The 18,913-nt window shown below is 58.9% G+C and carries 18 protein-coding genes; 6 read left to right on the top strand and 12 right to left on the bottom strand.

Annotated elements, in window-relative coordinates:
- The first annotated feature begins 39 nt into the window (after nt 1-39).
- From ACWGZX_RS05400 to ACWGZX_RS05385, 4 genes are all read left to right on the top strand, one after another.
- Nucleotides 40-381: a helix-turn-helix domain-containing protein gene (locus ACWGZX_RS05400; protein ID WP_452627569.1), complete on the top strand. Its 342-nt coding sequence runs from the start codon at nt 40-42 to the stop codon at nt 379-381.
- Nucleotides 378-749, top strand: coding sequence for a hypothetical protein (locus tag ACWGZX_RS05395; protein ID WP_007945207.1), 372 nt, complete (start codon nt 378-380; stop codon nt 747-749). Before ACWGZX_RS05400 ends, ACWGZX_RS05395 begins: the two co-directional genes overlap by 4 nt.
- Complete coding sequence (locus tag ACWGZX_RS05390) at nt 750-1,157, top strand: sel1 repeat family protein (RefSeq protein ID WP_452627568.1); 408 nt, start codon at nt 750-752, stop codon at nt 1,155-1,157.
- 498 nt (nt 1,158-1,655) lie between these two features.
- A complete protein-coding gene (locus tag ACWGZX_RS05385) occupies nt 1,656-1,979 on the top strand; it encodes a hypothetical protein (protein ID WP_452627567.1) in 324 nt (107 codons plus the stop codon).
- A gap of 230 nt (nt 1,980-2,209) precedes the next feature.
- Here ACWGZX_RS05385 and ACWGZX_RS05380 read toward each other — a convergent pair whose 3' ends face one another.
- Both ACWGZX_RS05380 and ACWGZX_RS05375 read right to left on the bottom strand, forming a co-directional pair.
- Nucleotides 2,210-4,000, bottom strand: coding sequence for a bifunctional diguanylate cyclase/phosphodiesterase (locus tag ACWGZX_RS05380; RefSeq protein ID WP_452627566.1), 1,791 nt, complete (start codon nt 3,998-4,000; stop codon nt 2,210-2,212).
- A gap of 148 nt (nt 4,001-4,148) precedes the next feature.
- Nucleotides 4,149-6,230 carry a carboxy terminal-processing peptidase gene (locus ACWGZX_RS05375; protein ID WP_452627565.1) on the bottom strand — a complete coding sequence of 694 codons (2,082 nt, stop codon included), beginning with the start codon at nt 6,228-6,230 and terminating at the stop codon, nt 4,149-4,151.
- A 139-nt stretch (nt 6,231-6,369) separates the two neighbouring features.
- Between ACWGZX_RS05375 and ACWGZX_RS05370 the strand changes: the two genes are divergently transcribed.
- Complete coding sequence (locus tag ACWGZX_RS05370; protein ID WP_452627564.1) at nt 6,370-7,332, top strand: zinc-binding dehydrogenase; 963 nt, start codon at nt 6,370-6,372, stop codon at nt 7,330-7,332.
- Nucleotides 7,333-7,435: 103 nt separating this feature from the next.
- On the opposite strand, the gene ACWGZX_RS05365 is transcribed toward ACWGZX_RS05370, so the two are convergent.
- The 6 genes from ACWGZX_RS05365 to ACWGZX_RS05340 form a co-directional block, all read right to left on the bottom strand.
- Nucleotides 7,436-8,089, bottom strand: a complete 654-nt coding sequence (locus ACWGZX_RS05365; protein WP_452627563.1) for an HAD family hydrolase — start codon at nt 8,087-8,089, stop codon at nt 7,436-7,438.
- Nucleotides 8,090-8,123: 34 nt separating this feature from the next.
- Nucleotides 8,124-9,113 carry an ABC transporter ATP-binding protein gene (locus ACWGZX_RS05360; protein WP_452627562.1) on the bottom strand — a complete coding sequence of 330 codons (990 nt, stop codon included), beginning with the start codon at nt 9,111-9,113 and terminating at the stop codon, nt 8,124-8,126.
- The gene (locus tag ACWGZX_RS05355) at nt 9,110-9,910 is read right to left on the bottom strand and encodes an ABC transporter permease (protein WP_452627561.1); all 801 of its coding nucleotides are present in this window, start codon (nt 9,908-9,910) and stop codon (nt 9,110-9,112) included. The genes ACWGZX_RS05360 and ACWGZX_RS05355 overlap by 4 nt, the downstream gene beginning before the upstream one ends.
- Nucleotides 9,897-10,742: an ABC transporter permease gene (locus ACWGZX_RS05350; RefSeq protein WP_452627560.1), complete on the bottom strand. Its 846-nt coding sequence runs from the start codon at nt 10,740-10,742 to the stop codon at nt 9,897-9,899. Before ACWGZX_RS05350 ends, ACWGZX_RS05355 begins: the two co-directional genes overlap by 14 nt.
- On the bottom strand, nt 10,739-11,545 hold the full coding sequence (locus ACWGZX_RS05345; protein WP_452627559.1) for an alkaline phosphatase family protein: 807 nt from the start codon (nt 11,543-11,545) through the stop codon (nt 10,739-10,741). The genes ACWGZX_RS05350 and ACWGZX_RS05345 overlap by 4 nt, the downstream gene beginning before the upstream one ends.
- 191 nt (nt 11,546-11,736) lie before the next feature.
- Nucleotides 11,737-12,801, bottom strand: coding sequence for an ABC transporter substrate-binding protein (locus tag ACWGZX_RS05340; protein WP_223513964.1), 1,065 nt, complete (start codon nt 12,799-12,801; stop codon nt 11,737-11,739).
- Nucleotides 12,802-13,162: 361 nt separating this feature from the next.
- Between ACWGZX_RS05340 and ACWGZX_RS05335 the strand changes: the two genes are divergently transcribed.
- Entirely contained in the window at nt 13,163-13,876 is a 714-nt protein-coding gene (locus ACWGZX_RS05335) for a UTRA domain-containing protein (protein WP_223513962.1), read from the top strand.
- Between the two features lie 131 nt (nt 13,877-14,007).
- On the opposite strand, the gene ACWGZX_RS05330 is transcribed toward ACWGZX_RS05335, so the two are convergent.
- The 4 genes from ACWGZX_RS05330 to ACWGZX_RS05315 form a co-directional block, all read right to left on the bottom strand.
- On the bottom strand, nt 14,008-16,164 hold the full coding sequence (locus ACWGZX_RS05330) for a mechanosensitive ion channel family protein (RefSeq protein WP_452627558.1): 2,157 nt from the start codon (nt 16,162-16,164) through the stop codon (nt 14,008-14,010).
- Between the two features lie 77 nt (nt 16,165-16,241).
- Complete coding sequence (locus tag ACWGZX_RS05325) at nt 16,242-16,418, bottom strand: hypothetical protein (protein ID WP_452627557.1); 177 nt, start codon at nt 16,416-16,418, stop codon at nt 16,242-16,244.
- Nucleotides 16,419-16,643: 225 nt separating this feature from the next.
- The gene (locus tag ACWGZX_RS05320) at nt 16,644-17,933 is read right to left on the bottom strand and encodes a M18 family aminopeptidase (protein ID WP_223513957.1); all 1,290 of its coding nucleotides are present in this window, start codon (nt 17,931-17,933) and stop codon (nt 16,644-16,646) included.
- A gap of 189 nt (nt 17,934-18,122) precedes the next feature.
- Nucleotides 18,123-18,758, bottom strand: a complete 636-nt coding sequence (locus ACWGZX_RS05315; protein ID WP_007944430.1) for an RluA family pseudouridine synthase — start codon at nt 18,756-18,758, stop codon at nt 18,123-18,125.
- Between the last annotated feature and the right edge of the window lie 155 nt (nt 18,759-18,913).

The raw sequence follows: 18,913 nt of genomic DNA, 5'->3' as shown, positions 1-18,913 counted from the left end.
GTGCCGACTCGCAATGTGTCGTTGTCCTACGGGGAAGTCATGGATATTCAGATAATCACACGCGAAGGCGAGCCCGAGTATGCAGTTTTACCGTGGGCTCAGTATCAGGCTCTACTAAAAGCAGCAGGCATTAACGAGCAACCGGCGCCCGACGCGCCAGTGCGTCACGCGCCACCACCAGACCAGATTCTTCCGGGTCTGGATCAACTACGCAGTTTGCGCGAAGGGAAGGGCATCGCCATTGAAGCGTTGGCCCGCACGGTAGGCATCAGCCCGTCTTATCTGGCCTTGATTGAAAGTGGCGAGCGTCAACCCGACGCTGCGATTCGCCGCAGCCTGGCCTGGGAATTGACGGTGCCAGGGTGGAGGGATGAATCGTGAGCGTACGCATCAGTCGTCACCATTGGGACGGATTACTGGGGGAGCTGGACCAGGCACGACGTCAGCGCCATCTTTTGACGTATCGCGCGTTGCTGGAGCGTTTGCAATTGCCCACGCCAGCCATGCAAACCCTGACCGCTGCACTCGAACATCTGGCCGCACTGGACGCCAAGGCCGAGCAGCCACTGCGCAGCTCGCTGGTGATCAGCCAAGGTGCCAGCCGCCTGCCGCGCACCGGCTTCTTCGAATGTGTCGAGCGTCTGGGGCGTTTCTCCGGGCCGTCTGACGGGGTCGCCGCCGCTTCCTGGCATGCTTCGGAAGTGGTGCGAGTGTTTGAATACGAATACCCCGAATCGGCAGAGGCCTGAGTGTTTTTAAAGCTCAAGGCCCGGGCCGGCTACTGGCTGGCCCGCCGGTTGTTTCACTGGTCATGGTTTGTGCGCCAGCCGCGGGGCTGGAGCTGGCTCGAAGGCCAGTTTGCGCGCATGGCGAACCTGGGTGACGTCGGCGCCCAGAGCTTCTATGGCCACATCCTGACCTTTCGCGGCGTCGGCCTTGGGGCTCGCGAGGAGGGCGTACGATTGCTGCGCCTGGCGGCGCTGGCGGGCGATGGGAAAGCGGCGTATCAGGTGGGGGTGATTAGCCTGGCAGGTACGCCGAGCAAGGCGCCGGATCCAGTTGAGGCTGCTCGCTGGTGGGGCATGGCTGCGAAGGCCGGGCATCCGTTGGCTGAGCTCAAGCTGAAAGAGTTGGCGGCTCGTGGTGATGCGCGGTAAATAAATCGATGTCCGATACACAAACGTGGCGTGAGGGAAACCTCACGCCACGTTTGCGTTTCTGGCCCTTGGTTTTATTAATGTCGACGTATTAGAGAATTGCCCTACACCAATTTCATCCTTCACTGGCTTCTTTTCTGATTGATCCCCCTCAAAGTCCTGCGCGTTTAATGCCGCCTAGATACATCGGAGATTTCCTTCAAGTTGTAGCGAATTGCATGAACTGGTGCGAAGCGAGTTCACCCGATAGCCTTTGATGGTCACTGAAAATTCAGTGGTGGGGTGTAGGAACCCTTTCTCAGCATCGGTAATGCGTAAGCGTCGAAACGTGGTTTGCGGTCGTCAATGTGCGTCCGTAATATCTGTTGCGGCGGCTGTGCGCGGGCACGCTTCGGCGTGGTCGAGTCTCCGATGCTCGGTATTCCTACCCCGCGTATAGCTGCCACCCAGCCTGTAGGAAGGCTTTCGGCAGCTCCTATTTTCATCGGAAGGTCTCAAATGCCAACACTTCATCCTGATCCACCCTATGTAAAGCCTGTTTCGCATCCCGACAAACGCTTCATGGCCCTCACCAGCAACTGCACCGACATGCCCACGCTGTTCGTTGATACCCACGCGCCGCTCGATGTTTTGTATGACGCTGCCAACTATCGAATCCGCGCCGTCACCCAGGTGCTGGAGAACATCTCCATGCGTGGCTCAGTTGAGTGCGAATCCTTCATCCTCAGCGATTTTGCGTTGCTCTGCGCCATTCCGTTGCGCGATGGCTGTGATGTGCTGGATGTGATTGGGCGGCGGTTGCGGGCACGGCCTTCGGAGTAGCGTCGAGCGCTATTGTGGTGAGGGGACTTGTCTGTGGCGAGGGGGCAAGCCCCCGTTCGGCTGCGAAGCAGTCGCAAGACCAAGCCCCGCGGTATGTCTGAAAAACTGGATTGTAGGTTTTGGGGCCGCTTCGCAGCCCAACGGGGGCAAGCCCCCTCGCCACAGACAACAAGCCCCCTCAGCACAGGAGTTGGGGTGTTGAGGGGGTGTTGCCTTGTCACGAAACAGGATCAGCGATGCCCGGCGACTAATGCGTCTGCTTTCTCAGGCACCGCCAGGCTATCAATCACGTACACGCTGTAACCCTGCACGTTTTTCGCGTGGTGTTTGGCCTGCGATGCCATCTCTGCCAACTGGCTCGCATCGAGTTGCCCACAGGCCTGTGGATGCAGATGCACCACGCCGATCGACAATGACAACAACGCAAACTCCTGCCGCACACCCTGACGGTTGGGGGCAATGAAGCAGCCGGCTTCCAGGTGTTCGCTGCGGTAGAAACGTCGGCATTGGCTGTGGAAGTCGTCCAGCAACTGGTTCAAGCGTTTGCGCCAGTCTTGCGGGCCGAGCACCAGCAGGAAGTCGTCGCCGCCGATATGGCCGACAAAGTCGCGGGAAGGGTCGACGCGTTCATTCAGGCATTGCGCCAGGCACAACAGGACTTCATCCCCACGGCCGTAGCCGTAGAGGTCGTTGAAGGGTTTGAAACTGTCGATGTCGACGTAACAGATCACTGACTCCCGTTCCTGTTGCAGCAAGCGCGTCAGGCATTGCTGGATCGGTACGTTGCCGGGCAACAGGGTCAGTGGGTTGGCGTAGCGGGCTTGCTGGATTTTCAGTTCGGTAATCAGCCTGAGTACATCAATGACCCGACCCAATCCCAGATAGCCGCCATTGAGGGTGATGATGAAGTCTTCTTCAATGCGTTGGCGCGCGCGGCTGGTGATCAAGCGGCTGACCTGTTGCAGTGACTGGCTCATTTCCACGGCGAGAAAGTCGTCGCTCATCAAGCGGCTGATCGGTTTGCGGGCGAACAGGTCGGTGGCAAACGGCTTGAGCAGGGCGTCTGAGAGCGAATGTCGGTGAACGATGCCGCAGGGCTGTCCTTGTTCGTCGAGCACCGCCAGGGAATTCAGGTTGGCCTGACGGCGGAAAGCTTCCAGCACGGTGGCGGTCGGTGTGTTGCGTGCCACGGCCGGTTGATCGTTGAGCAGTGGACTGAGATCGCTTGCTTCGTCATTCAGTGCCACGGCGCTGCTGTCGTGTTTGGGCATCATGTGGCGAGCATCCAGGGGCGGATGTTCCTGAGGACGGCACAGCAGATAGCCCTGGACCAGATCAACGCCCATCTCGGTCAGCACCGCGAGCTCTTCTTGCAATTCAATGCCTTCGGCAATCACTTGAGCCCGCGAAGCTTTGGCGATTTGCAGGATCGAGCCAACAAACTCGCGTTTGAGCGCGTCCTGGTGAATGCCGTCGATAAAGTGTCGATCGATCTTCACGTAATCCGGGCGCAGTTCGGACCACAATCTCAAGCTTGAATACCCCGCGCCCAGATCATCCAGTGCAATGGAAAACCCCATCGCCCGATAGTGATGCAGCGCGTTTTGCAACAACTGGAAGTCGTCGGTCGGGGTCTGTTCGGTGAGTTCGATCACCACCTGGCTCGGCGCAATGCCGAAATCCTGCAGCAGTTGCAAGGTGCGACCGGGTTGGTGGGCAGCCTCAAGCAGCGATTCCGGGGAAACGTTGAGGAACAGTTTGCCCGGCAGTTGATGCTCGTTGAAACGTCGGCAAGCACTTTCACGACAAGCGATTTCCAGCTCGCTCAACCGACCGGCCTGGCGGGCCACCGAGAACAATGCGAGGGGAGCGTGCAGCGGGCTGTTCGAGGGACCACGGGTGAGGGCTTCATAGCCGACTATACGTCGCTCGGAGAGGGAAATGATCGGCTGGAACAGGCTGTGCAAACCGCTTTGAGCCAATATGGAACTCAAGGCACTCAGCTGTTCTGTCGTGGTCATGGCAATCTCTGGGCGATAAAAAAGGACTGGGAGCAGACTCTTGTTAAAGAGGTGCTCCCAGTCCCTTATTTCACGACAGAACGATGACTGTTTGATGACGCTCCGGAGAGCGTCAGCATTAAATTGCCATCATCTTGCTTGTAACAACTTAGTGCTTGGCGACGGCGCTGTTGAGTTTCAGGTAGTCCAGCAGGATCCGACCGGCCTCGCTCAGATACGCATCGTCTTCTGGCTTGGTCTTGTCCGGCTCGGCCGCAATGGCGTCTTCGTCTTCTTTCTTCAGCTCTTTGAGCGGTTCTTCGCCTTTGGCCTTGCGACGGATGTTTTCCATCACCAGCTGTTTGGCTTCGATGTCGGTGTGCTGCGCCCGACGCTCCACTTCGTTGAGGCTGACGGTTTTTTCATCCATCAGCTTCTGTGCCAAGGCCAGCTTGTCGCGGATGAACACGAACTCCGCGTCTTTGGCCGAGCGTGCATCATGCTCGGACTTGAGCTGGGTGATGTACGGCTTGAACGGATCAACCGCAGGCTTGATGGCCGGCTTGATGGTGTCCCATGGCATGGCTTCCGGCAGGGCGCTTTCGCCGATTTCCTTGGTGTCGATGATCGACGGGTAATCGATGTCTGGCAGTACGCCCTGATGCTGGGTGCTCTGGCCGGAAACCCGGTAGAACTTGGCCAGGGTCAGTTTCAGTTCGCCATGGTTCAGCGGCTGAATGGTCTGCACGGTGCCTTTACCGAAGGTCTGGCCGCCGATGATCAACGCGCGGTGGTAATCCTGCATCGCGCCAGCAAAAATCTCCGAAGCAGAAGCGGACAAACGGTTGACCAGCAACGCCATAGGGCCTTTGTAGAAGGCGCCCGGGTTTTCATCTTCCAGTACATCGACGCGGCCATCGGCGTTACGCACCAGGACCGTAGGACCCTTGTCGATGAACAGACTGGTCAGCTCGGTGGCTTCCTGCAAGGAACCGCCGCCGTTGTTGCGCAGGTCGATGACCACGCCGTCGACCTTGTCTTTCTGCAATTCGGTCAGCAGTTTCTTGACGTCGCGCGTAGTGCTCTTGTAGTCCGGATCGCCGGCACGGAAAGCCTTGAAGTCGAGATAGAAGGCCGGAATCTCGATGACGCCGAGCTTGTAGTCCTTACCATCCTGTTTCAGGTTGAGGACCGACTTCTTCACCGCCTGATCTTCAAGCTTCACCGCTTCGCGGGTGATCGGCACGATTTTGGTGGTCTGGTCGTTCGGCGCATTGCTGGCCGGAATGACTTCCAGGCGCACGACGGTGCCTTTCGGACCACGGATCAGTTTGACCACTTCGTCCAGGCGCCAGCCGACCACGTCGACCATCTCTTTGTTGCCTTGGGCAACGCCGATGATCTTGTCGGCAGGGGCAACCATTTTGGTCTTGTCGGCCGGGCCGGCAGGCACCAGACGCACGACTTTTACCTGGTCGTTATCGCTCTGCAACACGGCGCCGATGCCCTCCAGGGACAGGCTCATGTTGATGTCGAAGTTTTCCGCGTTGTCCGGCGACAGATAGTTGGTGTGCGGGTCGTAGGACATGGCGAAGGTGTTGATGTACGCCTGGAAGATGTCTTCCGCACGGGTCTGGTCCAGGCGCGCCAACTGGTTCTTGTAGCGCTTGATCAAGGTTTCCTGAATTTGCTTGGAATCCTTGCCCGCGATCTTCTGCCGCAGCACTTCGTCCTTGACGCGTTTGCGCCACAGGTCGTTGAGTTCGGCGGTGGATTTGAGCCAAGGTGCGTCCTTGCGGTCGATCAGCAAGGTTTCCTTGGTGGTGAAGTCGATCTTGTCGACGCCTTTGTTCAACTCGGCAAGGGCGAAGTCCAGACGCGCCTTGACGCGGTCCAGGTAGCGCTTGTAGATGGTGAACCCGGCGTTCAGGTCGCCGCTTTTGAGGAAATCGTCAAACTCGGTTTTCCATTTGTCGAATTCGGCAATATCGCTGGCCATGAAGTAGCTACGCGACGGGTCCAACAGCTTGAGGTAGCTGTCGTAGATGATCACGGAGCGCGCGTCATCGAGCGGCGGCTTGCTGTAGTGATGGCGTTTAAGCAATTCGACGACGTTCAAGCTGGCGATTACTTCGTCACGATCAGGCTGAAGCTTGTCCCAGCTATTGGCTGCAAACGTATTGGTCGATAACGGCAAAAGGCCGATACCGATGAAGAGGGCTAGGGCGGTGCCAGGAAAAAAATGCTTCATGCTGATTCGACGCGGGGACAATTGATCACGCATATTAGGCCGTCTTTGAAGTCGCCGGATCCACGAGAACCGGTCGCATAATGCAAGAAAGCCCGGCGCTACAGATACGGGCTCAGTCCAGACTCACTATGGAGGCACTGTGAAAGCATTGCAAGGCGTTGAAGGTCAAGTGGAGTGGCTTGAAGAGCCCAGTCCTACATGTGATGTAGGACAAGTTCGTATCCGAGTGGCGGCAGCGGGACTCAATCGTGCCGATTTGTTACAGAAAGCGGGCCTCTATCCACCCCCGCCGGGAGCCAGTCAAGTACTGGGTCTTGAGTGTTCAGGGGTGATCAGCGAGGTAGGCGCGGGGTCCGCCTGGCAGGTCGGTGATCGAGTTTGCGCCTTGCTGGCCGGGGGTGGGATGGCCGAAGAGGTAGTTGTCGACGGACGGCATGTGTTGCCGGTTCCCGAAGGTCTGTCCTTGGTCGAAGCGGCCGCGTTGCCCGAAGTGTATGCGACCGTCTGGCTGAATTTATTTCAGCTCGCTGCGCTCAAGCCGGGTGAGAAAGTTCTTCTGCACGCCGGAGCAAGTGGAATTGGTTCAGCAGCCATTCAGCTATGCAAGGCGTTTGGTAACCCGTGCTGGGTCAGCGTCGGTTCCGCTGAGCGTTTGGCTTACTGTGAAGCACTGGGCGCGCAGGGTGGGGTGGTACGCAAGGGCGGCCTGGACAGTTTGAATGATCTGGGGCCGTTCGATGTGATCCTCGACCCGGTAGGCGGCAACTACGCCGCGCTGAATCTGAAGCTGCTGACCCGTGATGGTCGTTGGGTGCTGATCGGCCTGATGGGGGGCCGTGAGGCGCAGCTGGATCTGGCGCAGGTGCTGGCCAAGCGCGTGCAACTGCTGGGCTCGACCTTGCGCAGCCGCGACGAGCAGTTCAAGGCGGATTTGTTCAGTGATCTAAGCCAGCATGTCTGGCCGTTGTTTGCCGAAGGACGCTTGAGCCCGCAATTGGCCAAGACATTCCCGATCAAGGATGCCGAAGCGGCGTTTGCGGAGTTGGCGAGCAATATGGTGGCTGGAAAGCTGGTGTTGGTGATTGACGAAAGCCTGACCTGATTCCTGTGGGAGCGTGGCTTGCCCGCGATTCAGGCGACGCGGTGTATCTGTCAGACCGCTTCATCGTTCATCGCGGGCAAGCCACGCTCCCACAGGTTCTCCATTACTTCCAGATATGGATCGGCCAGCCGGCTTTTTCGGCGTGCTCAAGCAGGACCGGGTCGGGGTTTACCACATGTGGGAAATCCACCTTTAGAAGTAGCGGTAAATCGTTACGTGAGTCGGAATAAAAGCTCGCGCCTTCGAGGTTTTCCTCTTCCGCATCCAGCCATTCCAGCAGACGGGTGATCTTGCCTTCGCGGTAGGTCAGCGTGCCAACGGTGTGGCCGCTATACACCCCATGCGCGACTTCGAGTTCGATACCGAGAATCTCGTCGATGCCCAGGCGTTCGGCAATCGGCCGCACCAAGTGCGTGCCGGACGCCGAGATAACCACAATCCTGTCGCCAGCCTTGCGGTGGGCGGCAATGGCTTTGGTGGCATCGCTGAAGATGATCGGCTCGATGAAGTCTTCAACCCATGGTCCGACCAGGTGATCGACCTCTTCGGGCGTCCTGCCGATCATCGGCTCGAGGCTGAACTCCATGTACTCTTCCATGCGCAACTTGCCGTGGCTGTAAGCGTCCATCAGATCGTTGTTCTGACGCATGAACGACTCAGGGTCGACCCAGCCCAGGCGGCCCATTTGCTCGCTCCAGAGGGTGGCGCAGTCGCCGTGGATCAGGGTTTCATCCAGATCAAAAATTGCCAGGGCCATCAGTGCAGTTCTCTCTTCAACTTCAGCAAGGGCATCAGGCTACCTCACAGAGGGCCGTCGGATCGATGGAAAGTGCCAGGCGCTGACCATCGGGATGCAGGTCGGCCGCCGAGCGGTTCAGCACATCGACTACCAATTCCACGCCCCGCGCTTCGACCCGATAACGAATCACGTTGCCGAGCAAGCTGTGGCTGCGTACCTGGGCGTCCAGTTGACCGTTCAGGCTCAGCTCGATGGCTTCCGGGCGAATTGCAATGCGGTGGTTGATTGGTCGTTGCAGCAGCTTTGAAGCACTGTCGGCGTCCAGCAGGTTGTAGTTGCCGATGAAGCCGGCGGCGAATACATCCACCGGCGCGGTATACAGGGTTTCGGCGTCGCCGCTTTGTACGATCTTTCCCTGATTCATCAGGAAGATCCGGTCAGACATGGTCAGCGCTTCTTCCTGATCGTGTGTGACGAAAATCGTGGTCAGGCCCAATTCGCGCTGGATCTGACGGATCTGTTCGCGCAAGTGCTTGCGAATCCGTGCGTCAAGGGCCGACAGCGGTTCATCCAGCAGCAACAGCCGTGGACGGGTGACCAGCGAGCGGGCGAGGGCGACACGCTGGCACTGGCCGCCAGACAATTGATGGGGAAAACGCACGGCGAAGTCGTTCAGTTCCACTAGTTTGAGCACTTCGGCGACGCGCCTTTGGCTGTCGTCGGCGTTGACCTTCTGCATCCGTAAGCCGAAGGCGATGTTTTGTTCCACGGTCATGTTCGGGAACAGTGCATAACTCTGAAAGACCATGCCGATTCCGCGTTTCTGCGGGCTCAATGGAACGAGGTCCTGACCCTCCAGCAGAATCTTGCCACCGTCGACCGATGTCAGGCCGGCGATGCAACGCAACAGCGTGGATTTGCCGCAACCAGACGGGCCGAGCAGGGTGACGAACTCACCTTTCTGGATCTCGCAGTTGATGTCGCTGAATACCGTCGTACCTGAGTAGTTTTTCTGCAGGTGTTGGACGCTCACATAGCTCATTCGCTTTTGTCCTTGTTCAAGATATTGGCCGCCCAGGTCATAACCAGCACAAAGAAGAAATAGGAAATCACCAGCGCACTGGTGAAGTGGCCGCTGCTGTTACGCATGTTATTGAGGTAGACCTGCAGGGTTTCGTAGCGGGTTCCGACCAGGATGTTGGCGAACACGAATTCCCCGAACAGGAACGAGAACGACAGCAGCAACGCCACCATCAAGCCCTTGCGCAGGTTCGGCAGCACCACCAGAAATGCCGCTTGCCAAGTGCTGGCGCCGAGCAGCTGTGCGGCGTCCATCAGGTCGCGCAGGTTGATCGCTTGCAGGTTGTTGGTGATCGCCCGGTACATGAACGGCAACGCAATCGTGAAATAGCAGCCAATCAGAATCCATGGCGTGCCGACCATCGCAAACGGTCCGGAACCGTAAAGCTGCAACAGCCCCACCGTCGACACTACCGGCGGCACCGCGAAGGGCAGCAGGATCAGAATGTTCATCAGCGCATCGAGTTTCGGGAAGTGGTAATGCACCACAAACAGCAACGGCAGAATCAGCACCACCGACAAGATCAACGAGCCGACACAGACCAGCAGCGACTGACCGAACGCACTGAGAAAGCGTGGGTCGCTCCACAGCTGGATGTACCACTTCAAGGTAAAACCGCTGGGCAGAATGGTCGCCGACCAACTGCTGGCGATCGAGTAGATCAGCGTCCCGAACAGCGGCAACAACAGAATGGCAAACAGCAGATACACCACCACGCGGTGGTAGACACCGACGGGGCCCAGTTCAGCGCGAGACATGGTAGCTCCTCTTCAACAGCAGCTGATGCACGAGGGTCACCAGGGTCATCAATGCCACCAGCACCACCGCCAGGGCACTGGCGAGGTTCGGGTCCAGGGAAATATCGCCGGACACCATCGCCGCGATGCGGATGGTCATCACGTTGAAGTTGCCGGTGGTCAACGCGTAAACCGTCGCGTAGGCGCCGAGGGCATTGGCCAGCAGGATCACGAACGTACCGAGCAACGCCGGCGTCAGTACCGGCAAGCCGATGTGCCGCCAGAACTGCCAGCCGTTGGCGCCGAGCAATTCGGCGGACTCGCGCCAGTCTTCGCGCAAGGCATCGAAAGCCGGGTAGAGCAGCAACACGCCGAGCGGAATCTGGAAGTAGGTGTAGAGAATGATCAGCCCGGTTTTCGAGTACAGGTTGAAATCCTGAATGATCCCGGCCTGCTTGAGCATGATGGTGAAGCTACCGTTGAAGCCCAGCAGGATGATGAACGCGAAGGCCAGGGGCACGCCGGCGAAGTTGCTGGTCATGTTGGCGAAAGCGTTGACGAAATTGCGCAGTTTCGAGTCGACCCGGCGCAGGGAGTAAGCACCCAGCACCGCGATAATGATCCCGAAAACGCTGGACCAGAAACTGATCTCGAGGCTGTACTGGATCGCCTGCAAGTAGAACTTTGAATTGAAGATCTTGGTGAAGTTGGCGAGCCCCCAACCGAACTCTTCCGATTGCAGACTGTTAATCATCACCCAGGACAGCGGGGCGATTTCGAACACGATAAAAAACAGGGTGAAGGGCAAAAGGCACAAGGCTGCCAACCACTTCCCACGGGTATTCGAATTCACTTGAGCAGCTCCCTGCACACAGGTTTGTCGTGGGCCACGCCCAGCAGTTCGCAGACTGTGCCGCAGATGTCGGTCTGTTTCGGCGTGGCGTCGGGGTTGAGACTGAACGCGTCACCGAGGACAAACAGCGGCACTTCGCGTTCTTCCGGCAACAGGCCGTTGTGGGAACGGTCGTTGTTCATGCCGTGGTCGGCGGTCACCAGCACTTGATAGCCGGCGTCGAGCCAGGTGCGCAAGTAGTCAGCGAGGATGATGTCGACCGTGCGGGCGCTGTTGCGGTACTGCGGGGTGTCGAGGCCGTGTTTGTGCCCGGCGTCGTCGATGTTCATCGGGTGGATCAATAGAAAATTCGGCGCATGACGCAGACGCAGGCTTTCGGCATCGGCGAACAGGTGCGAATCCGGGTAGTGATCGTTCCAGTAGAAGTGACCGTGCTGGATTGGCAGGTCCTCGTCGTGGGTGTGGCGATCCCGTGCAGCCACAAACGGCGAACGGTTATACAGCTCGCTGACCCAGTGATACGCCGCGGCGGCGGTTGTAAGGCCGGCGTCCGTGGCGTAGTGATAAATGCTGCGCTGGTTGGACAGGCGCGAGACGTTGTTGTGAACGATGCCGCTCTCGATGGGCGGGACGCCGGTGAGAATGCATTCGTAGAGTGGGCGGGACAGGGACGGCAATTCGCACTCCAGTTTGTAGAGCGCGGCGCGCCCTGCGCCGACATAGGCCTGCAGGTGCCCCATGGTGTGGCGCGCGACTTCGTAATTGAGGCCGTCGAGCACGACAAGGATGACGTTGTGCTTCATAGGGGCAAAAACTCCGCGAAACAGTTATTTCAAATACGCAACCAATCCCCTGTGGGAGTGAGCTTTTGTGGTGAGAGGGCTAGCCCCCGTTGGGTCGCGAAGCGGCCCCAAAATCAGTAATTCCGGAACTGCTGCGCAGTTCAACGGGGGCAAGCCCCCTCGCCACAAGGCTCCCACAGGGATCTACTGCATCATTTCATTTCTACGATGACTTCTTCGTTCCACTTCTGAGGAAGGGCTTTGGAGGTCTTTTCCCATGCGTCGGCGTCTTTGATCGGCGTTACGTTTTTGTACTGCTCGTTAGGCAGCAGCTTGGACTTCACATCTTCTGGCAGTTTGATGTGCTCGGCACGGATCGGACGTGCGTTGCCTTTTGCCAGGTTGATCTGGCCGGCGTCGCTGAAGATGTATTCGCGGGTCAGCTTGGCGGCGTTCGGGTTTTTCGCGTATTTGTTGATGATGGTGGTGTAGCCAGAGATCACCGAGCCATCGGATGGAATCAGCACGACGTAGTCATCCGGATTGGCCATCTTGGCCTTGTAGCTCAGGCCGTTGAAGTCCCAGACCACACCGACTTCAATTTCACCCTTTTCCATGGTGGCAATCGTCGGGTTGGCCATCGACAGGCGACCCTGTTTGGCGATTTCTGCGAACAGTTTCAGGGCTGGATCAAGGTTTGCCTCGTTACCGCCATTGGCCAAAGCCGCCGCCAGTACGCCGTTGGCCGCCTGGGCCGCGGTGCTCACGTCGCCGATGGAAACCTTGTATTTGCCACCCTTGAGGTCAGCCCATTTGGTGGGTGCTTCGGAACCGTGCAGCAGTTTTTTGTTGATGATAAACGCGATGGAGCCGGTGTAGGCCAGCGCCCAGTTGCCGTCCTTGTCCTTGGCCCAGGCCGGAACCTGATCCCAGGTCGTCGGCTTGTACGGTTGAACCACGCCTTGCTTGACCGCGATCGGACCAAAGGCTGCGCCCACGTCACCAATGTCAGCGCTGGCGTTGTCTTTTTCAGCGGCGAACTTGGCGATTTCCTGGGCCGAGCTCATGTCGGTGTCAATGTGCTTGAGGCCGTAGGTTTTGGCCAGGTCTGCCCAGGTGCCTTTCCAGTTGGCCCAGTCATCGGGCATGCCGACGCTGTTGACTGCGCCTTCCGCTTTCGCAGCGGCTTCGAGGGTTTTCAAATCGTCAGCCGCCATGGCGGCGGTGCACATGGCAATGGTCGAGCCTAACAGTGATGCCAGGAAAAGCTTTTTCATCCGAAGCTCCTTTGGGCGTTTTCAACGCTGCGATTGCGGTTGTGTTGGTCTAGGTCAGCAATACCTGAGCCAATTTAGGCGGGCTCGATGACACTTTCATGTCGGTGGTCGCACGGCAGCACAGTTATTTGCCCGGTATTGGGCAGGTGCCCGGTAAGCGTAGACCATGGGTAAAGACCCCGTGTGCAAGGGACTTGGCGGATGTATTGCGTGGGGGCGGCGACAGCGGGAATGACCGTTGGGTTGCTTTGTCATCGATCAGTCATCTGCATTGCCTACGCTTGCAGGATGTCGATGAACCGGTTTTACCGCGCGGTTCTGCTCCGAAACAGCGCTGGTCTAGTCCAGATAGGTAACGTTGATGCGTGATGAGGCAACGAAAGCGGTGACGGCCATTGGTCAGGTCTTGCAGGAGCAGCTCGACCACGGTTTGTTGGCGTCCGGCAGCAAACTACCGGCCGAGCGCAAGCTCAGTGAGTTGTTCGGGACCACGCGGATTACCGTGCGCGAGGCGTTGTTGCAGCTGGAAGCGCAGGGCCAGATTTATCGCGAAGAGCGCCGTGGCTGGTTCGTTTCGCCACCGCGCCTGGCCTATAACCTGATGCAGCGCAGTCACTTTCACGCGATGGTCAGCGCGCAGGGGCGCGTGCCGTCCACCGAAGTGATTTCGGCGCGGTTGCAACCTGCCTCAGCCGCGGTGTGCGCCTGGTTGCAGTTGCCGGCGCTGTCGAGCGTGATCCAGATTTGCCGCGCGCGGCGCATTGATGAGCGACTGGTGCTGTACGTGGAGCACTATTTGAATCCGCAGTATTTTCCGGGGATTCTTGAGTTTGATTTGAATCAGTCGATCACCGAGTTGTACGCACGGCATTACGATTTGCACTACGGGCGGGTGCGTTTCGAAATAGTGCCGACGTCGCTCTCGGCGGATGCGGCCGCCGCGTTACGGGTGTCGGTGGGCAGCCCGGGTTTGCGCATTGCCCGTGTTAATTACGATCAGCATGAGCGGCTGATCGACTGTGACCTGGAGTTCTGGCGGCATGATGCGATTCATGTCGGTGTGGATGTGGTTTAGCCTGCTGAAACCGCGTCGACCCCTTCGCGAGCAGGCTCGCTCCTACATTTGATTTGTGTCGTTCACAAAACCCCATGTAGGAGTGAGCCGGCTCCGGGCGGCGTTCCGACGATGGCGGCCGACAGCCGAAGCTATTCCTTCTGCTGCCCACCGGTAGCCGTAGCAACCTGAACACTCATACGCGGCATCGCCAGATCCAGCCCCGCCTCATCCAGATGCCGCTTGAGCGACAGGTTGAACGCCCGCGAAACTTCCCACTGCTTGATCGGCGCGGTTTTGAACCGGGCGCGAAGGATCGCGTTGCCGGACTCGAAACTTTCGACACCCTGGAACTCCAGCGGTGACCAGATGTTGCGACGTTGCAGCGGGTCGGTGCGCATTTTCTGGCCGACTTCGCGCATCAATTTGATCGCTTCGTCAATGTTCATGCTGGCGGGCACCGCCACCCGGAAAATCGCGTAGCCGAATTCCCGTGAGTAGTTCTTGATGCTTTTGATCTCGCTGAACGGAATGGTGTGGACGATGCCGTCGATGTCCCGCAGGCGTACGGTGCGGATGGTCAGCCCTTCGACGGTGCCCAGGTGGCCGCCGACGTCCACGTAATCATCGATGGCCAGGGAGTCCTCGATGATGATGAACAGACCGGTGATCAAGTCCGCCACCAGCGACTGAGCACCGAAACCGATGGCCAGACCGATCACGCCGGCACCGGCCAGCAATGGCGTGACGTTCATGCCCATGTTCGCCAGCGCGACGATCAGCGCGACAATGAAAATCGCTACGAACAACACGTTGCGGATCAACGGCATCATCGTCTGCGCACGGGTATTGGCCAGGCCTTTGCGTGAGCGGGTGAGCGCGAGGTGCACGGCGGTGTCGCTGAGGATCCAGATCAGCCAGGCGAAAATCAGCGTGCCGGCGAGGCTGAACAGTTTGACGCTGACCTCATGGCCTTCACCTTCGGTGAACGTGATCAGCGACATGCCCCAGACCCGCAGGCCGAGTTCGATGAACGCCAACCACACAAGCAGATGAACGAGGGTGTAGAAAAAATTCTTCAGGCGTTCCGAATACAGTGCATGGCGCTTTACACCGCGTTGCGGTTTCAGGGCGTGGCGCCGCACCAAGCCATTGATGACCATGCTCAACACCAGCAACACGGTGCAGATCAGCGACTGGCGCAATGCGGTGCTGGTGTCGCCCGCCGAGACGAACGTGGCGAACAGCGAGACGGCTACCAGCACCAGTGCCGGGACGTACCAGAAGGTGCCAAGAATTTCGATGGTATCGCTCAGGGCGCGCCGGGTCAGGCGCCGGGACAGCGGCTGATTGCGGATCAAGTGCGCGATCGGTCGACGGAACCGCAAGATAAACAGCCCGGTAGAAATCGCGGCCAGCACGTTGGCAGCCGTCGCCGCCGTGTGCGCCAGGTGACTGCCAAGACCGGCGACCAGTCGCGGATCGTTCAGCGCCTCACCAAACGCGGCGAAACTGCCGATCAACCACAACGGCCGAAAGGCTTGGTGCCGCAGGATATACAAGGCGCGGTGGCGGTGCGGGCCATCGAGCAGGGAGAAGGCGATCACACAGATCGCCGAGAAACACGTGCCGACCACCAGCGCGTAAGCCAGCACCATGGCCAGGCTTTTGCCCAATGACGAGGGCAGCGCATAGCTCATGTAGACGGTGATCACCAGGGCGACCATCCATGGCCCGAGCTTGCGCAGGGCGAAGCGCAACATGTCCAGCGCCTTGGGGTGTTGCGGCAGTTCTTCGGTCAGGCCGAAGCGCGTGCGTACCCGGTGACTGACCCAAATCAGAGCCGCGGCAAGCAGGCTCCAGACCATCAGGATCATGGCGAATGCGAAGATGATCGGCAGCCACTCACTGGCCGGCATCATCAATGCCGTCAGTTCGTCCCTGGCCAGCGCGAGTTCGTCAGACCAGCGGGTAAGCGGGCTATCAGCGCCGGAGAATTGCTTTTCGAGCGTGGCCAGCGTGCCGCCGATCAGTCCCAGCACACCTTCTTCGGCGGCGGGTTGCGCCTTTTTGGTGGCGTCGCGCAGTTTCTTCAGGTCGGCCAGCAGTTTACTGCGCTGCTGATCGTTTTCCAGCGATTTGATGACTTCATCCAGCGATTGGCCTAACGGTTCTTGCGCCTCGGGCTGGGCTTTCGTCGAACTGCCGAGCAGGCTCGGCAAACCGGCCGCCTGGGCAGGCGCCATCGGTAGCAACGTCATGAGGCAGACAAGGAAGAAACACGGCAGGGCGAAAAGACGGGCGAGCACTAGGCGGTCAACCTCGGGATGAACGGATCGACCGAGTGTACGAGCCCGTCTAAATCAATGCGAGTCAGGGGGAGGATTTATTCGTTGAGTTTGGCGAGGATCTTGAAAATCACGGTGCCGAAAATGGTCAGCATGCCAATCCACATGGCAAATACACCGGCGTTTTTGTCGCGAAAGTTGAAGCCGATTGCCAGCATGAGCATCCCGGCGAGGATCGGGACCAGCATGGCGTGAAACGCAGACATCGAGATCATGGAGACGGCCTTGTCAGAAGGATAATTTAAGTCTAGGTGGCTTTTGGATGATGGTTGCTGATGCACATCATTGTGGCGAGGGGGCTTGCCCCCGTTCGGCTGCGAAGCAGTCGTAAACCCGGCAAATCCGGTCTGGTTGACGAACCGCGCTGGTTGGTTTTTGGGCTGCTGCGCAACCCAACGGGGGCAAGCCCCCTCACCACATTTGTTCTTCGCAGGATTGAGTTACGGCAATTCCTGGCAGGCGTAAAACGCGCTCAGCACTTTGACCAGGTGCGCCAGGTCGTGGCTGCCGCACAGTTCGCGGATCGAGTGCATGGCGAACGTCGGTAGGCCGATGTCCACGGTGCGCACGCCCAGGTGGCTGGCGGTGATCGGGCCGATGGTCGAGCCACAGCCCATGTCGCTGCGTACCACAAAGCTTTGCACCGGTACTTCCTCGGCCATGCACAGATGACGGAAGAAGCCGGCGGTTTCGCTGTTGGTGGCGTAACGCTGGTTGCTGTTGACCTTGATCACCGGGCCGGCGTTGAGTTTCGGGCCGTGGTTGGCGTCGTGTTTGTCGGCGTAGTTGGGGTGCACGCCGTGGGCGTTGTCGGCCGAAACCAACAGGGACTTCTGAATGGTGCGCACGAACTCGTCACCTTCAGGCAGCAGGCGACGCAACGTCTGCTCAAGCATCGGGCCATCAGCGCCGCAGGCCGAACAGGAACCGACTTCTTCGTGATCGTTGCAGACCAGCACACAGGTTTCGTCGGTTTCGGCGGTCAGCAGAGCTTGCAGACCTGCGTAGCACGACAGCAGGTTATCCAGGCGCGCGCCGGCAATGAAGTCGCCATGCAAGCCGATGACCGCTGCGCTTTGGGTGTCGTAGAAACTCAACTCGTAATCAAGCACGACGTCGGCGTTCAAGCCATGTTCCAGTGCCAGCTGGTTGGTGAGCACGGCGCGGAAGTCCACGCGCTCGTCCCCGGCGAATTGCGCGAGGATCGGCGGCAATTCGGTCTGCGCATTGATTGCCCAGCCCATGTTGGCTTCACGGTTAAGGTGAATCGCCAGGTTCGGAATGGTCGCGATGGGCGCCTTGAAGTCGATCAACTGGCTCTCGACCTTGCCGTCACGGCGGAAGGTCACGCGGCCCGCGAGGGACAGGTCGCGGTCGAACCACGGCGCCAGCAACGCTCCGCCATAGACTTCGACGCCCAATTGCCAGAAACCCTGACGCTGCAGCTCTGGCTGAGGTTTGACCCGCAGGCAAGGGCTATCGGTGTGCGCGCCTACCAGGCGAATACCGCCATGCAGCGGTGAATGACGCCCCATTTTGATCGCGACGATGGAGGAATCATTACGGGTGACGTAGTAACGACCGTTGGCTTCGGTGGTCCAGGGCTCGCGCTCGTCAAGGCGCATGAAGCCCGCCGCTTCCAGGCGTTGTACAAGGCTGGCAGTGGCATGGAATGGGGTAGGGGAGGCCTTGAGGAAGTCGATCAGGCCTTGGTTCAACTCTTCGCGCATAAGAAGCTCCAGACAGCAGTGGCGCCAGTTTAACGTATTGGTCAGAGAATTGGCGGTGGACTGCGGGTGTGGAAAATCACTTGTAGGAGCCGAGCTTGCTCGCGATGACGATGCCACATTCAACGTGGATGTCGGCTGACAGACCGCTATCGCGAGCAAGCTCAGCTCCTACAGGTTAATCATCGGCTGTCAGAACGGTGCCGGGCACTCGAAGCGCAAGCGTTCGCCGGTTTGAGGGTGGGTGAAGCTGAGCATGCTGGCGTGCAGGCACAGGCGCGGCCAGGCGGCCAGGGCTTGCTCGTGGGCATAGAGCCCGTCACCCAGTAGCGGGTGGCCGATAGAGAGCATGTGCACACGCAATTGGTGCGAGCGGCCGGTGATCGGTGTGAGTTCAACGCGGCACCAGTCGCCACAGCGTTCCAGCACACGCCAGAAGGTCAGGGCGTGTTTGCCGAATTCATGGTCGACCACATGGCGTGGCTTGGTCGGCGGGTCATAGCGCAAGGGCAAGTCGATGCTGCCGCTGTCCAGTTCCGGCTGGCCCCAGCACAACGCCGTGTAGGCTTTTTCGGTTTCGCGGTCGTGAAATTGCCGAGACAGCTCGCGATGAGTGTCCGGGTCACGGGCCAGAAGAATGATGCCGGAGGTTTCCCAGTCCAGACGGTGGACGATTCGCGCTTCCGGGTAGCCGTTTTCTTGCAGGCGGGTAATCAGGCAATCCTTGTTGTCGTCAGCCCGGCCAGGGACGGAGAGCAACAGGGTCGGTTTGTTCACCACCAGTACGGCGGCGTCCTGATGGATGATGTGGACGTTGGACAACGGCATTAAAACAGCCTCGTAACAAACGCCAACGGCGGCTCAGAACCTCGCACTCTGTAGGAGCCGAGCTTGCTCGCGATAGCGGTTGGTCATTCAACATCGTCGTTGAATGTAAAACCGTCATCGCGAGCAAGCTCGGCTCCTACACAAGGCAGGTTCTG

Source organism: Pseudomonas sp. CLCA07, from assembly GCF_053615335.1.
The sequence above is the reverse complement of the archived record's forward strand: the minus strand, read 5'-3'. Positions and strand labels throughout refer to the sequence as shown.